Here is a 16,026-nt window from a genome sequence, read left to right as displayed (position 1 = left end):
AAGTCTTTTCTTTGGTTCAAGTTACTAAATAAAATATTTTTTAAAGTAGAAATATAAAGATTACTTACACTTGGTATCAAAAAACAGCTTTTTATAACTGTAATTTATGGGGTTATGACATCTTTTTTAATAGGCTAGTAAAATATTCTCTAATTTGTAACTATTATCAAAAACTAATCAATCATGAAATTAACAACCAAACTTATTTTAAATACAATGCTAGTAATGAGTGTTGTGTTTTTTTATTCTTGTAAAAAGGAGAAAAAAGGAAATGATGCTGTAGAGCAAGTAGCAAAAGTAGCTTACAACAAAACAGCAACCGAAAGTTTATGTGAAAGTGATTGGTTTCCTCACACACAAACCCCAGCCCCTGCTGAAGGAAAAGGAAGTCCGTTTGATGTATCGAGCACAACCAATGCAATTTTTCACCAATGGTCTTGGCAAAAGTTTTTATGGCTTACCAAACCAGAATATCAAATAGAAAAATTAGTAGTAAAACAAGAAGGAAAAGAAGTTCCTCTGTATGTAGGAGAAATGTTACCGTTATTTTTAAACCCTAAGAAAATGCACCAAGTAACATCGCATATGCAAGATGTAGTTCCCAAACAAGGAGCTGCTGTAGTATTAGAAGATACAGCCCAAGCAGGTTCAGGAGGAATATTAAAAACAAATCCTGAGTATAACAAAGAAGGAGTATCAGAAACAGTATTTTATTCAATTCACATAAGTTCTACCATGAGAGAGGCATCAAGAAAGTATAGAGATTCTATAGTTAACGGAACTTTGAGTCAAGATAATCAAGCATCTTTTCCTGTAGGTTCTTTAGAGTTAAAAGTATCATGGACACCTGTTACGGCTATTGCTGAAGAAGAAATTGATAACTACTATACAACGGTAGCGGCGTTGAGTACAGACGGAACAACATATACTAATACAAAGGTAGCACTGTTAGGAATGCATGTTGTAGGAATTGTAGAGAATCATCCAGAATTTATTTGGGCTACGTTTGAACATGACGATTTAGCACCAAACTATAACTGGAAAGAAAACAAAGCAACCTCTGCTACTGATAAATTACTTTTTGAAAAAATTAGTACTACTGGAATTGATGGAATTACATGGAGTAATGATAGTGTGAAGTTACCATACAAAGCGTATGATTTATTTAAGTATGGAGTTCCAAGAGATAGCGTAGGGAACTTTATGAACACAAGCCAAGAAGAACCTATAAACTTTAATAACATAGAGAATCTTAATCTTTGTGTAAAAGAGAATTTAACTGATGTATGGAAAAACTATTTCTACAACGGTTCTCTTTGGATTGATACAGATGGATTGACACCTGAAGAGCAAACTGCTACAATAAATAATTTAGGAGGAAACATAGGAAATGCAACACCAGACAGTACTTCAGTAGCAAGAGGATCGGTAAACTGTGCTAATGTTACTATGGAAACATATACACAAACTTTTAAAAGTAGCTTAAAAGACATTAATGCATCAAACCTAGCAAACTGTTTTAGTTGTCATAACGCTGTAAACTTTTCAACAGATAAGAAATCGCCATTGTATATAAGTCACATATTTAACGCATACTTATTAAGAGGAGAAGGAAAAACATTTAATCAAGTAGAAGCTTTAAAAGCAAAGCAAGAAGTAGAAGACTTTATGAAAAACAGCTTAAAGTAAAGTTTTTAAGATTGACTTTACAAAAAGCCTCTCCAGTCTATTTAGTTACTGGGGAGGTTTTATTTTTGTTAGTTGTTGGCATGTTTTACTCTAAATGATAGAGTAGGAGGCTAAAGCCAAAAGACTAACATAAAAGCCTTTATTCGAAAGCAATCGTCATTACGAGGAAGGTATAACGAAGTAACCTGTCCGTAAAATTATCAGCTAATACTGCGCCTTTTCCAAAAAGAAGCTTCTTTCCATCGAGTTTCAGTACTATAAAAAAAGTTTTTATGCTTTAGGTAATGATTCCAAACTTGTTGTATTTGTTGACTATATAATATATTGAATTGTTCCATCTTATCAGGATGTAAATCCTTAATAAAGTCAATATTTATAAGTAACTTTTGAAGCTGCATAGCATTCGCCATAGCGTTAAACATTCCCTGAGAAGAAAGTGGATCAAAACTCATAGCAGCATCGCCCAAAGCAACCCATTGTTTACCAGTTACCTGTTCTAAACGAGTAGAATTGGCACTTACCGTACCATGGAAGTTAATACTTGCTTCGTTACCTTCAACCAAAGAAGCAAAGAGTTCGTGTTGTTTGGTAAAAGCTAAAAAAGAATCTAGATGTTTAAACGTATTTCTATCTACTAAATCAGCATCTGTTTGAAAAGCTATGACTCTTTTGTTGTTAGGAACTATAGCACTATACCACCAACCTAATTCATTAGCAACAATGGTACTCATGGTATTTTCTTGTGTGTTAGGCAAGCTCATCCAACAAGAGATTAATTTATCATATCGTGTACGCTTTATATCTAAGCTTTTGGTAAAATGTGATTGTCTACCAGTGGCATCAACTACAAACTTAGCATGAGTGGTATGTGTAATTCTGTTTTTTAAATCATCAGACTTTGTTATTACTTTCCAGTGGTTATCTTCATAAGAACTACTAGAAAATCGTGTTCCCCAGATACAGTTAACCCCTCTTTCAGAAGCACTCTTTCTTAAGTAAACTTCAAAGTTCTTTCTATCTAAACTTCTTGAAAAACCATCGGGGTTTCTCAAATGATCAATAATTTGAAGTTGATTACTTCCCCAGTAAGATTGCATTCCTAAATTATTACGGAATATGGTTTGTTTTATAGAATCCGATTCGTTTTCTAATAGATTCAGCTCTTTTAAAATCCGTTGTGCAGAAGGAGCTAATGATTCTCCAATTCTATCAACAGGTTCAACCAGTTTATCCAGTAGAGTAACATTATAATGATTAACTAAAGAAATGGCGGCAATGCAACCTGCAATGCCACCACCTATAATTAGTATGTCAGTAGTACTATTATATTCTTTCAACATTTATATTATTTAGGAGTATACCTTGAAAAACGTGTCATTTTCTCAGGAATACCAACTTCAACTCTTTTTGGAGTAGTTTCTTGGTGTGAATCAGACTGTTTCATATGGTGTAACTTAGAAGCAATTAAATGTATGGTTTTAATAACATTTGGTGTTGCTTTAAAATCTTCTGCTAGTTCATCTTCAGTCAACGTTAATAAACTACGTTGAGCATCTTCCAATATATATTGCTCGTTTAATAAATTATCGTGTGATAGTTTGTCTACGGCTGCATCTATTGTATTTTGAACTCCTTTCTTTAATGTATGTTTAGCAGTTAAAACACCTTGTAAATCTTGTATGGTAGTTTTTAATAGTGCTGCTTCTTGTTCTGGAGTAGGAGTAATACCCACTTGCATTTCTTTAGGGAAATTAGGATCGTGTGCAACCCCTGGACGCTTTTGTACCACGGCTAACTTATCAAAATACTTAATCATGCTATTAATTTGATTTGTATAGGTAGGTGCTTCACCGTCTAACGGAAGATTATCTAGCCAGTCGGAACGGAAATTAAAGGCCTGAATACGGGTTTCTTCTGATAAATTAGGATCTACTGTCTCTTTATAACGTTCTTCATTTAAAACGTTATTCGGCACTCTAGCAGGCCAAAACGTTGGTAAATATGGATCGTATTCACTAGTGTATCCATCTCTACAACTTGCTGTATCTGTTTGCCAAGGAATTGCCATCCAACGCGTAATACTCCCAGCTACTTGTCCGCCTAAAATAGGACCTTTTGCTAATGGTAATATATCGTTATTCATCATCGGACCATAATATGTAGTATTAACAGGCGGTGTTTTAGGTGCATGTTTAATTCTAAATGGAGCCATGTACATACCAGAAGAACGCATAGGCCAGGTCATTTCACAGCCAGGGTGAAAAGCATCAGCTAAACAGAATTCCATAGCAGCTTTGGTTAACATATCAGGCTGTTCAGCAACAGGAAGTTCATCTATTGTTGGTGGTTTAGGTGTGTGTGGGCATCCGGTCATATCTACATAATCTGCATCAAAGTCACCTTGTACCCATTGATCTAAAAACTCTAATTGTAAATCAGATAACGTAGCATGTTGACGTACAGATCCTGTGGAAGGAATACTAATTGCATCACCATACAACCAAGGCCATAGTTGAGGAGCTTCTGCTCCTGACACATCAAAACGACGGAAGTTGTTAGAAATAGTTCTTCGCATTTCCATATAGGCAGGCGACGGATTTCCTAATCGCTTTATCCATTCGTTAGTGGTATAATCAAACTGACCTCCAAAACCAAAAGCTCCTGCAAAACCTGCATTTACCCATTGTAAATCGGTCATACGTTGGAAAATTGGTAATATGTCTTTGGTAAACGATGGTCTGGTAGGACGCACCAACATTTTAGACTTTACGGCTACATCACGCATTAAATCCCACATTGTACGTACCGATTTTTGCATAGGTGCATAATCTGGTGGAGCACAAATAACCCAGGCTGGATCTACTTTTAATTTTGTTCCTTCGTATTCAACTTCCGCAGTAACAGGACCGTCCGAAATATCATCGTACCAACCTTCGTTATTTGCAAACGTAATGGCAATATCACCGTTGATGTTTTCCGATTTCCCATGTCCGCCTAACATCACTAAACGTCCTTTTTCATCGGTACGCATTTCACCTAAGTACACTTTTTTTGAAAGAAATTCACCTTCAAAGAAAGGTCCTTCTTTAACATTGGTACCGGTAATAGATTTTGCGCCTCCGTCAATTAATAATGAATTACGATCTTTTACATCAATATTTCGTAACATAGAAGGAGGCACGTCAGCAGCTTCAGGAATATCTAAGGCGATATTAAATTGGTACCACGATGATTTTTGATTGGCTAAATGGCTATGCCATGTAATTTTGGCATTTTCAGCAGTTAATTCTTTTACTGCTTTTCCTGCAGCATTGAATCCGTAGATTCTAAACTGTGCTGCTTGTCTTTTTAAGGCACCTGTTTTATCGCGATAGGCATACGGATCGATTTGTGGTTCAGGATTGTCAACCAACGGACCAATAAAATATTCGTTTTCACTATTTCCTACACGCATCACGCCAATAGGAGGGTAGATACCTGCTTTTACGATACAGTCACTATTTTCATCGGTGTTACCTTCAAACTGTGGATTGATTTCTTTGGGATCTTGTAATTGCTGTCCGTTGGCTTGATGTCGTGCTTCAGCACTTGCCGCATACACTACTTTTCTTGCTTGTGCAATAGAACCTAAGGGCTCATGTTGAGGTAAGGTTCTCCAAATATTGAAAGCTAAGTTGCTTCCAAACTCTGCTTGCCCAATACTAGCCACATCTTGTTGAGGTAAATGTAATTTTGCAATACATATATACGGACTTTCTTCTGTGCTCCAAACTACCTGTGCATCATCTAAAGGCATAGTAGCATCGTTGGTACGCAATTGTATTTCGAAACGGAAGGTAGCTTCTTTGGTTAACAACCGTTGTTGTAAATCGATACCTAAATAATTATTATCGTTAAAAGGAGTTCCTTTATAAGTGTCTTCAGGAACTAAACGATATTTTACAGTTTGAGAATCGCCTAACTTAAAAGGAAGAATAGCCCAATAACTAGCGCTTAATACACTAGCTTCTTCTTTGGTCATTGCTTTTAAAATACTAGCTAATTCAGGGTGTTTTGCTATGTATGAGTCGTAATCACGGTCAATAACACCAGCTGTGGTAAAGCTACACATTTGTTGTGCATCACGTGCAAAAAAACGGTCGATGTTTTGAAATATAAAATCAGCATTCGTTCCATCTCCCAATAGTTTAGGGCCTTCTACACCAAAGAGTTTTAAGCCGACCCCTAAGGTTGAATGTAAATCGGGAGAAGTTGGTCCTGTATCGCTTGAAAAGCGAACGGCACACTCGTAAGCATCACCAGTAAAAATTCCGATTTTGAATTTTTCTTCAATATCTTTGTTTACAACAAAACGACCGTAGGCAATACCGTGTTGTTTTCTAAATACTGCCCTTTCTGCAGGTTGTTGTCCGTTTTCAATACGAGTTTTTTGTCCCATTTCAACAAACATTTCTTTTAAACGTTGTGTAACTTGGGTAATATCTCCATCGCAGTTCCAACATGATGAAGATTTTTTTTGTGAGGGGTTTGTCATTTTTGGTTAGTTTAAGTTTGATATTATATCCTTAAAAATAAGGAATATAAGTTAGAGTTGACTTTAAGAAATTCTTAAGCGTTTAGTTTTTGGGTATTAATTGGAGGTATTTTGATTTGAGAGGATCCTTATAAAGATTCACTATTATTAGAAACAATAGTAGTTGATAGCTTAATACAACGATGAAGGATAGAAATCTTTTTTATATTATAAGGATATTTTTTTGTAGTGCTATTAGTTATCCGTACCTTCAAACTTTGAAAAAGCAAAAGTAATCCTTACTATATTTCTTTTAATTTTTTGATTGAACTAAGAATACACTACGTGTAAGCGTAATGGTGTGTTATCGTGATGTATGTGTTTTTAAAACACAAATAATAATTGTAAAAAAAACTATTAAAAATTTAAATAAATTAGTATGATAAAGACAGAAAATAATAAAAAAGGAGTAATCGGTATTACTAAACAAGCAAGTTTAATAGATAAGAATATCGGTTCGTATAAAGAGCATTTTATAAATGAATATTTTGGATACACTGTAAAGTTATCTAACGGGGCAATTCATATACCAAGAAAAACCGCTGAAGATTATGAAGTTCAAAAAGGAATTGTTACTTCTGAAAGAATAAAAAAAATAGCTAAAACATATACATATCAAGAGATATAATTTTTTAAAAAGTTCGTTACATAAAAAACCACAACATTTTGTTGTGGTTTTCTATTTTTTAAGCTTATTTTAATAATTTTTTTGTTCGCTAATACTTAGTTAATCATCGACCAACATTAAAAAATAAAGCATCATTTAAAAACTAAAGTATTATATGTATGCTTATACTTTATAATGTAGAAAATTGTTAGTTTATAAATAAAACTTATAGAGTAATGGTTTGAGGTATATAGAATTACGGTTTAAAATAATAGCCGAAGTTGTTAAATTTATTTGCCTTAAGTTTGTTTTTTGAAAAATAATTAATGGTTTTTGCTATAGCAGGGTTTTGTAAACTGTGCCTAGAGTAAGCTAAACCCACTTCTCTATAATAACGAGGTCCTTTATACGGTCTAGTTTCAAAACCATACCAACCATCAATAAAATATTCAGGTAAAAAAGTTAAACCTAAGCCCGCCATTAATAAAGTTAAAGTTTCAGTTTTTGTACTACAATTGCCTACAGTATTAATAGTTTTATTAGCAAAATTTAAGATAGAAATACATTGCTTATGAGCTTCACAAGGTGGACAATGAATAAAGTTTTCATCTTTTAAATCTACTACCAAATCAATTTCGTTTTTGGCTAATAATTTATGTCCATTAGGAATACATAATAAATAATCTTCTTGCCATAGAGGTAAAAACAAATCTTCTTCTTTCTTCCATTCTTTAACTAATAAATTAATCTCATTATTTTCATTACAATGATTTACTGTCCAAAATACATTACTATTTAATTCATTAACCTTTTTTATAAATTGTAGTTTGTATTCTTGTGGTAAACTATCTGCAATACCAATTTTAACCTCATTTTTAAATGCACTTTTTGTAAATATGTTAGGTAAATCATTTAATTCATTTAAAATTCTTTTAGCTATGGGGTATAGGTAGTGTGCTTCGTTTGTAGGCTCAACACCTCGTTGATGTCTTTTAAATAAAGTACAATTCATTTTACTCTCAAATAATTTTATTCCATTAGAAATATTAGGTTGAGAAACAAAACATTTATCGGCCGCACGTGTAAGGTTTTTTTCTTCATATACAGCAATAAAAAACTTTAATAAACGCTCTTCCATTATAATTATAAATTATGATTAAGATACAAAAATAGTATTTTGAGTAGTTTTTTTTGAAATGTACCTTTGTAAAAGCTAATAAAATAGTTAGCTAGTAGTAAAGTTGAATTAAAATTAGTATAAAAAATAATTATAACAAAGTAATGATTTATGGAAGATAAAAAATTAGTAGTTATTACTGGAGCTAGTTCTGGTTTTGGATTAGAAATGGCTAAAATGTTTGCAGAAGACGGATACCCTCTTTTATTATTAGCAAGAAGGGTAGAAAAGATGGAGGCTTTAAACTTACCTAATACCTTGTGTAAAAAAGTTGATGTAACTGATAAAACAGGATTAGAAAAAGCAATAAGATCGGCTGAAGCTGTTTATGGAGAAACTGATTTATTGATAAATAATGCAGGGGTTATGTTATTAGGAACCATTGAAACACAAAATGCCAATGAATGGCAAAAAATGTTAGATGTTAATGTAATGGGAGTGATGCATGGTATGCAAACGGTAATACCAAGTATGAAGGCTCGTAAAGGTGGAACTATAATAAATTTGTCATCTATGGCAGGTTATCAAGCTTTTGAAAATCATGCAGCATATTGTGCTAGTAAGTTTGGTGTTCGTGGGTTAACACAAACAGCGAGATTAGAGTTATCTCCCTTTAACGTTCGAGTGATAACAATTGAACCTGGTGCGGTTAAAACAGAATTGCTCGAGCATACTACGGATGATACAATAATTAAAGGATATAACGAGTGGAAAGAGAGTGTAGGAGCTGTTAATATTACTGCTAAAGATGTTGCTAAGACTATAAAGTTTGCATATGAGTTACCACAATCTGTGTTGTTAAGAGAAATTGTTATTTGCGATACTATGCAAGATGCTTAGTCTTTTCTTTTAGGGTAGCATTATTTTAGAATAAGACAATACAATATGTAATAAAAAAACCACAACATTTTGTTGTGGTTTTTTATGTTTATGTGAAAGAAGTAATTACTTTAAACTTCCTGTCATATCTTCTGGTTTTACCCATTCGTCGTATTGTTCAGGAGTTACATACCCTAAACGTACTGCTTCTTCTTTTAAAGTAGTTCCGTTAGCGTGTGCTGTATTAGCAATTTCAGCAGCTTTGTAATATCCAATCTTAGTATTTAAGGCAGTAACTAACATTAATGAGTTGTTTAATAACTCAGTGATTCTTGTTTGATTTGGTTCAATACCAGCAGCGCAGTTTACATCAAACGATACACAAGCATCCCCAATTAATTGAGCCGATTGTAATACGTTAGCTGCCATCATAGGTTTAAAAACGTTTAATTCGTAGTGACCTTGAGTACCACCAACAGTTACCGCAACATCGTTACCCATTACCTGTGCACATACCATGGTAATCGCTTCTGCTTGTGTTGGGTTTACTTTTCCTGGCATAATAGATGACCCTGGTTCATTTGCAGGAATGATGATTTCTCCAATTCCTGAACGTGGCCCTGATGCCATTAAACGAATATCGTTGGCGATTTTATTTAACGAAACAGCTAATTGCTTTAAGGCTCCGTGTGTTTCAACTAAGGCATCGTGTGAAGCCAAAGCTTCAAATTTATTTTCAGCAGTTACAAATGGTAATCCTGTAAACTCAGCGATATATTTAGCAACTAATATATCGTAACCAGCTGGAGTGTTTAATCCAGTACCTACGGCAGTTCCTCCTAAAGCTAATTGTGCTAAATGTGCTAAGGTATTTTTTAAGGCTTTTAATCCGAAGTTTAATTGTGCTACATACCCAGAAAATTCTTGTCCTAAGGTTAGGGGAGTAGCATCCATTAAGTGTGTACGACCGATTTTAACTACATCCTTAAATGCTTCTGATTTAGCTTGTAACGTATCGCGTAATTGTTCAACTCCAGGAATGGTTACTTCTACAATCTTTTTGTACGCAGCAATATGCATTCCTGTAGGAAAAGTATCGTTAGACGATTGCGATTTATTTACATCGTCATTTGGTTGAATGGTTTTATCTCCTTCACCAATTACATTTCCTGCAATTTCGTGTGCACGGTTCGCAATTACCTCATTTACATTCATGTTTGACTGTGTACCAGAACCTGTTTGCCAGATTACTAAGGGGAATTGGTTGTCGTGCTTTCCTGCTAAAATTTCATCACATACTTGTGCGATTAAATCACGTTTTTTAGTAGCTAAAACACCTAACTCTGCGTTAGTATAAGCAGCAGCTTTTTTTAAGTATGCAAATCCGTGTACTACTTCTAAAGGCATAGAGGCAGCAGGACCAATTTTAAAGTTGTTACGAGAACGCTCGGTTTGTGCTCCCCAATATTTATCAGCAGGAACTTCTACTTGTCCCATCGTATCTTTTTCGATTCTGTATTTTGTCATTATAAATGATTTAAAAGGCTAAAAATTATTGATGTTCAAAATTACAAATTCTAATAGTTTTTAATAGTGATTTTTATCAGATTTTATTGGAGGAAAAGAAAAATAGTTATAATTTTGTCGCATAACAATTATTAATAAGAAACAAATGTTAGATTTTTCAGAATTTTCAGGATTGGTATTATTCATGTTTATTTTTACAGCTGGATTTTGGTTGTTAATTTTCTTATTAACATTTGTAGTTCCTTACTGGATTGGTGGAACTATTTGGGAAAATATGAAATTAAAGAGAGAAGCTAAAAAAGCTGCTGAGGAAGGTAAGTAGTTTTTTATATAAGATATATTTTAAAAACCACGCATTTGCGTGGTTTTTTTATGTGTAAAACTTAAACAACTTTTATTTCTTTAATAAATGTTTATTAAAACTTTTTCCGTTTATTTTGGTGTATTTTGAATCAATATCAAAGACTACTTCCATACCAGTAATATCAAATTCACCTGATACTTTGGTGTATTTAATATTTAAATCTTCTTCAAATCTCACATTTCTAAATGACACACCATCTTTAAATTCTGTATATTTGAAAATAGCACTTTCATTAAAAACAGCGTTTTTAAAACTAACAAAACGGTTAAAGTCTGCATATTTAAAGGTAGCAGGTTCTACAAAAGAAGTATTTTCAAAAGTAATATCTCTATTAAACTTCGCATATTTGAAGGTAGAATCTCCTTTGAATTTAGTGTTAGAAAAATTAGAATCTTTTTCAAAATCAGAATACTTGAACATGGCTTTTTGTTCAAAAGTACAGTCTTTAAATACAACTACATCTTCAAAGTTAGCAACAAAAGTATATCCACTTTTTTCATGAGGAATGTAGGCAAGTACATCATCATCAAAAACACAGTTTACAAAAGAAACTTTATTGGTAATTTGTTTTTCAATAGTATTAGACCCTCCATTATTCCACCAACGTTTTCTTTTAGGTAATTTAGGTAAGGCTTCGTTCATAAAAGTAAAGTCTAATACACCTTTAATAGTTGCGTTTGAAATCTCTATTGCTTTTCCGTTTTTAAGATCTTTCATAATATCTGATGCACTTATAGTTTTTTGCGAAAAAGCAGTTGAAAAGCAAAACAAAAGTCCAATAATAGTAACTATATTTTTCATTTTAAATGGTTTTAAGTTCTATATAATAGACAACCTATATTTGTTTTTTGTGACACTTATATAAAAAAAGGTAGCATTTAATTACCTAAATGCTACCTTTAATATGTTTCGTGGAAAATATTAGTTTACTGAATCGCTTAAACCAGCACCAGCTTTAAACTTAACTACATTTTTAGCAGCAATTTGAATTTCTTTTCCTGTTTGAGGGTTTCTACCAGTTCTAGCAGCTCTCTTAGAAACAGACCAAGTTCCCCATCCAACTAAAGCAACTTTATCACCTTTTTTTAAAGTGTTAGTTACGTTAGCAGTTAAAGAGTCTAATGCAGCTTTTGCAGCAGCTTTTGAAATTCCTGCATCAGCAGCCATCGCATCGATTAAATCTGATTTGTTCATAATTTAAATAGATTTTAAAATTAATTAATGTTTTTTTTGCTTCAATAGCTCAACAAATATAGACGGAATGCGGGATTGTGCAAGATTTGACTCAAAAAAAATACTCTTTTGTTAATAAGTTGCTATGAATTGTTAATAACCACTATCTGGTTTTTGTTAAAAAGGTTAAAACCTTGTAAACAAAGGGCTACAGCACTTTTGCTTCTTTTTTAAACTGATAACCATTCAATAAACTTTGAGTATCCATTAATTTTTTGCCAGAAATTTTAATTTGATGGATATTTAAGTAACCATTTGTAACAGCAATTTTTAACTCTTTTTTAGAGGTAATAACAGTACCAATATCAAAGCTATGTGAAGAAAACTCTTTACTAACTCCATATATTTTGGCTGATATTTCTTCATCTCCATTTAAAATGGTTGTCCAAGCCGCAGGATATGGGTTTAACCCGCGAATATGATTATAAATATCACCTAAAGGTTTAGACCAATCTATTTTACAGTTATGCGGAAATAATTTTGGAGCAGATTTTTCTTCTAGTTCAGGTTGTTTAGTAGTTGTAACATCACCCTTTGTTATTAAGTCTAAGGTTTTAGCAACTAATTTAGCTCCTAAGTACATTAATCTATCGTGTAACTCGCCAACAACTTCATCTTCTTTAATTATTACCTCACTTTGAAGTATAATTTCACCAGTATCAATTTTATCATCAATAAAGAAAGTAGTAACACCTGTTTTGGCTTCGCCATTTATAATTGCCCAGTTAATAGGTGCAGCACCACGATATTCTGGTAATAATGAAGCATGTAAATTAAATGTACCATATTTTGGCATTGCCCAAACTGATTTTGGTAACATTCTAAAAGCTACCACAACCTGTAAGTTGGCATTCCATTTTTTTAAGTCTTCTTGAAACCCCTCGCTTTTTAAATTTTTAGGTTGAAGGATAGGCAAGTTTTGAGATAAAGCATATTTCTTTACTGCAGATTGATTAAGCTTACGACCTCTACCAGCAGGTTTGTCTGCAGCGGTGATAACTCCTACTACATTATAATCATTCTCCACTAAGTGCTGTAAAATAGTAGCAGCAAAATCAGGAGTTCCCATAAAAACGATGCGTAAATCTCTCATTTATTTTAAAAAGTATTTATTGTTTTTTGTGTGTATTTTCTCTTCAGCAAGAAGTTCTCGCAAAAGTATTAAAATGTTCGCTTCTTTTTCATTTAATAGTGAGCAGATTTCAGTAACTGTAAAGCTTTTTTCGTTTCTGAATAATGAAAAAACTTCTTTTAGAGTTACAGTAGGTACTTTCTTTTTATGTAAACATACATCACAAATATCACAATTATTAGTGTGATGCTCACCAAAATAGGAGAGAAGCTGTACACTTCTACAAACTGAATTGTTTTCTATAAACCTAAGTAAATCTCTATTCTTTTGTTTTTTCTGTTTGATATATTGTTGAATGTTTACAGCAATTCGGTTGATAGTTTTATTATCTTCTCTGGGATGTAAAAAGAAAAGCTCTGCATTGTTTGTTGCTTTGGAATAAGTAATCAATTCTTTTTGAGCTAATTTTTCCAAAGTGTCAATTACAAACCAAGAAGTCGTTCCTAGTTTTTTAGCAATATAGAACTCATCAATTTTCACAGGATTTTCAAATACCCCACCATACATACGCAAAACTTGCTGAATAAAGTTTTTTACTTGAGAGTTTTGATTAGCATGTAATATGACTTGTTTACTTGAAACTAAAAATTGAATAGTAGAGTTTTGTTGAAAATTATGATTTAGCTCTATTATTCCATTATTGTTAAGTATTTGAAGTGTATTAAATGTTTTGTTAGGAATAAAATTGTACTTACTACAAAAGTCTAAAAAATTAAAATCGAAAGCAGTTTCTATGAACTCTCCTTTAACGATTTGAAAGTGCTGATATAGTTTTTGATGAACAATTTTTATTTCTTCAATGGTTGGTAATGATTTTTCGAGTAATTCACTGCTTAAAGAAATATCACTACTATTTGTTAATACTACAGAAAAAGACTTTATTCCGTCACGTCCGCCACGACCCGCTTCTTGGATATAATTCTCTATAGAAGATGGTAAGTTAAGATGAACAACTACCCGAACATTGGGTTTATCAATTCCCATACCAAAAGCGTTGGTAGCAACAATAATTGGAGTTTTCTCTGACATCCAACTTTCAAAAGCAAGTTTTTTATCTATAGAAGAAAGACCACCATGATACAAAGAACTTTTAAAACCTTGTGCATTTAAGTAGCTACTAATTTCCTTTGTTTTACTACGAGTATTTACATATACAATAGCAGGAGCTTTTGTTTTGGTGAAAATCTGATTGAGTTTACCAAGTTTATCTTCAGTTTTAAAAATTTGGTAGGCTAAATTCGTTCTAAAAAAAGATTTTTTGAAAACGGAAGGTTCTTCTAATTCAAGAGAAGAAATAATATCTGAAATTACTTTTTGAGTTGCCGTAGCTGTTAAAGCAATTATTGGAACAGTTGGTTGTAACTCTTTTAAAATGGTAATTTTTTGGTAAGATGGACGGAAATCATGTCCCCATTCAGAAATACAGTGTGCTTCATCAATGGCAATTAAGTTTACATTTAATTGCTTTATTTTTTTTTGAATAAAACGAGATTGTAATCGTTCAGGAGAAATATATAAAAACTTAGTGTTTCCAAATCGGATATTATCAAATAATGTAATTATCTCATCTTGTGTACTTCCTGAGGGTATTAAAGTAGCTTTTATACCTTTATTAGTAAGATTAGAAACTTGGTCTTGCATCAAAGCAATTAATGGAGAAACTACAATGCAAACACCTTCTTTAACTAATGCAGGAATTTGAAAGCAGATAGATTTTCCACCGCCTGTAGGAAGTAAAGCAACAATATTATTTCCTGCTAAAACTTTAGTAATTATTTCTTGTTGAGGCTTTCTAAATGAATTATAGCCCCAATAATGTTTTAATATTTCTAACGATTTATCATACATCGTATTTTAACGAATGTAAAATAAAATCACAGCGCTCTTGTACTGAACCAAAAGGAACGTTAATAATATTATAGCCTACTTCTTCATAAGCTTCCTTTAAAAAGGTATCTATTTTTACTGATTGTTCGAAAGTTTCATAACGCTCGTTATCAGATTTATAAATGGCTTCCCAAGGTGAACACATAAATACTTTACTGTATAAATATTTATTACTTTTTTCAATAAAAACCTCTGGGTAGTCAGATCCTAAATAATTCATATACGCATGTACATCAGGAATTCCTCTATCAAAAAAGATGACTTCTGCATCGCTTTGATGAGCTTCTAAGTACTGTTGTTCTCTCCCTTCTAATAATAGTTGGCTAAATAATAAAGGTTGCTTTAAGAAAAGTTGGTCAATCCCATCTTTTTGAGCTTTTACTGTAACCTCTCTTGAAATCTCTGGCATACATTGATATCCTCGTTTAATAAATTCTCTTAAAATAGAGGATTTACCCGTACCTGGACCACCTATTAAAACTATTTTTTGTTGCATGGGGCAAAAATAAAAGTTTCAAGTTATAAATATAATAAATAGTGTAATTTTGTGCTTCATCATTATATATTCTATATTTTTTGATGAATTTTAATAAAAACAGTAATTTTTGAGTTATGCAAGATAGAGAAGCTTTTTACGCAAAATTAAAATCACAGTTGGAAGATACTACAACATTTCCAGCTAAGTATTTATATAAATTTATTGTTCCCACTGATGGTAACCAGGTGAAAGAAGTCCAAGATTTATTTAATAATGGAGGAGCAGTTATTAATACAAAAAAATCTAAAACAGGAAAGTATGTAAGTGTATCAATACATATTACCGTAAAAAGTTCAGACGAAGTTATTTCGTACTATAAAAAAGCAGAGGCAATAAAAGGAATTATTTCTTTGTAAATTTATAGTGTAAAAAAAGTACTCTTATACTTTCCATTTTTTACGTTGTAACATTTTTGTGTTAAAAAAGAATCAGAATTATTTTGTATAAATAATTCTTAGAAAGTTTACTCAAAAAGACTTT

The 16,026-nt window shown here is 32.4% G+C and carries 14 protein-coding genes; 5 read left to right on the top strand and 9 right to left on the bottom strand.

Annotation, left to right across the window (positions count from 1 at the left end; all coding sequences use genetic code 11):
- Nucleotides 1–183 precede the first annotated feature (183 nt).
- Nucleotides 184–1,689, top strand: coding sequence for a hypothetical protein (locus MK851_RS03530; RefSeq protein WP_303507455.1), 1,506 nt, complete (start codon nt 184–186; stop codon nt 1,687–1,689).
- Between the two features lie 200 nt (nt 1,690–1,889).
- Here the strand turns inward: MK851_RS03530 and MK851_RS03525 are convergent, their stop codons facing one another.
- Together MK851_RS03525 and MK851_RS03520 are read right to left on the bottom strand one after the other, a co-directional pair.
- Complete coding sequence (locus tag MK851_RS03525; protein WP_303507453.1) at nt 1,890–3,029, bottom strand: NAD(P)/FAD-dependent oxidoreductase; 1,140 nt, start codon at nt 3,027–3,029, stop codon at nt 1,890–1,892.
- A 5-nt stretch (nt 3,030–3,034) separates the two neighbouring features.
- Entirely contained in the window at nt 3,035–6,223 is a 3,189-nt protein-coding gene (locus MK851_RS03520; RefSeq protein ID WP_320241486.1) for a LodA/GoxA family CTQ-dependent oxidase, read from the bottom strand.
- A gap of 418 nt (nt 6,224–6,641) precedes the next feature.
- Between MK851_RS03520 and MK851_RS03515 the strand changes: the two genes are divergently transcribed.
- Entirely contained in the window at nt 6,642–6,890 is a 249-nt protein-coding gene (locus tag MK851_RS03515; RefSeq protein ID WP_303507449.1) for a hypothetical protein, read from the top strand.
- A gap of 235 nt (nt 6,891–7,125) precedes the next feature.
- Here the strand turns inward: MK851_RS03515 and MK851_RS03510 are convergent, their stop codons facing one another.
- Entirely contained in the window at nt 7,126–8,007 is an 882-nt protein-coding gene (locus MK851_RS03510; RefSeq protein ID WP_303507447.1) for a LysR family transcriptional regulator, read from the bottom strand.
- A gap of 150 nt (nt 8,008–8,157) precedes the next feature.
- Between MK851_RS03510 and MK851_RS03505 the strand changes: the two genes are divergently transcribed.
- Nucleotides 8,158–8,886 (top strand): SDR family oxidoreductase, encoded by a 729-nt coding sequence (locus MK851_RS03505; RefSeq protein WP_320241483.1) that lies wholly within the window; start codon nt 8,158–8,160, stop codon nt 8,884–8,886.
- Between the two features lie 105 nt (nt 8,887–8,991).
- On the opposite strand, the gene fumC is transcribed toward MK851_RS03505, so the two are convergent.
- On the bottom strand, nt 8,992–10,392 hold the full coding sequence (gene fumC / locus MK851_RS03500; protein ID WP_303507442.1) for a class II fumarate hydratase: 1,401 nt from the start codon (nt 10,390–10,392) through the stop codon (nt 8,992–8,994).
- A gap of 145 nt (nt 10,393–10,537) precedes the next feature.
- On the opposite strand from fumC, the gene MK851_RS03495 reads away from it, so the two are divergent.
- Nucleotides 10,538–10,714, top strand: coding sequence for a hypothetical protein (locus tag MK851_RS03495; protein ID WP_164505156.1), 177 nt, complete (start codon nt 10,538–10,540; stop codon nt 10,712–10,714).
- Nucleotides 10,715–10,786: 72 nt separating this feature from the next.
- On the opposite strand, the gene MK851_RS03490 is transcribed toward MK851_RS03495, so the two are convergent.
- The 5 genes from MK851_RS03490 to MK851_RS03470 form a co-directional block, all read right to left on the bottom strand.
- A complete protein-coding gene (locus MK851_RS03490; RefSeq protein WP_320241474.1) occupies nt 10,787–11,557 on the bottom strand; it encodes a pentapeptide repeat-containing protein in 771 nt (256 codons plus the stop codon).
- A 120-nt stretch (nt 11,558–11,677) separates the two neighbouring features.
- Nucleotides 11,678–11,950 carry an HU family DNA-binding protein gene (locus MK851_RS03485; protein WP_115900777.1) on the bottom strand — a complete coding sequence of 91 codons (273 nt, stop codon included), beginning with the start codon at nt 11,948–11,950 and terminating at the stop codon, nt 11,678–11,680.
- Nucleotides 11,951–12,137: 187 nt separating this feature from the next.
- A complete protein-coding gene (gene fmt, locus MK851_RS03480; RefSeq protein ID WP_303507423.1) occupies nt 12,138–13,082 on the bottom strand; it encodes a methionyl-tRNA formyltransferase in 945 nt (314 codons plus the stop codon).
- On the bottom strand, nt 13,083–14,969 hold the full coding sequence (locus MK851_RS03475) for an ATP-dependent DNA helicase RecQ (RefSeq protein WP_320241470.1): 1,887 nt from the start codon (nt 14,967–14,969) through the stop codon (nt 13,083–13,085).
- Complete coding sequence (locus tag MK851_RS03470) at nt 14,962–15,504, bottom strand: ATP-binding protein (RefSeq protein WP_320241468.1); 543 nt, start codon at nt 15,502–15,504, stop codon at nt 14,962–14,964. Before MK851_RS03470 ends, MK851_RS03475 begins: the two co-directional genes overlap by 8 nt.
- A gap of 116 nt (nt 15,505–15,620) precedes the next feature.
- On the opposite strand from MK851_RS03470, the gene MK851_RS03465 reads away from it, so the two are divergent.
- Nucleotides 15,621–15,902, top strand: a complete 282-nt coding sequence (locus MK851_RS03465) for a DUF493 family protein (RefSeq protein ID WP_320241466.1) — start codon at nt 15,621–15,623, stop codon at nt 15,900–15,902.
- Nucleotides 15,903–16,026 lie beyond the last annotated feature (124 nt).

Origin of the sequence: Tenacibaculum sp. 1B UA (assembly GCF_033978845.1) — a bacterium.
In the GTDB taxonomy this organism is placed as follows: domain Bacteria; phylum Bacteroidota; class Bacteroidia; order Flavobacteriales; family Flavobacteriaceae; genus Polaribacter.
This window is presented reverse-complemented; position numbering and strand designations above follow the sequence as displayed.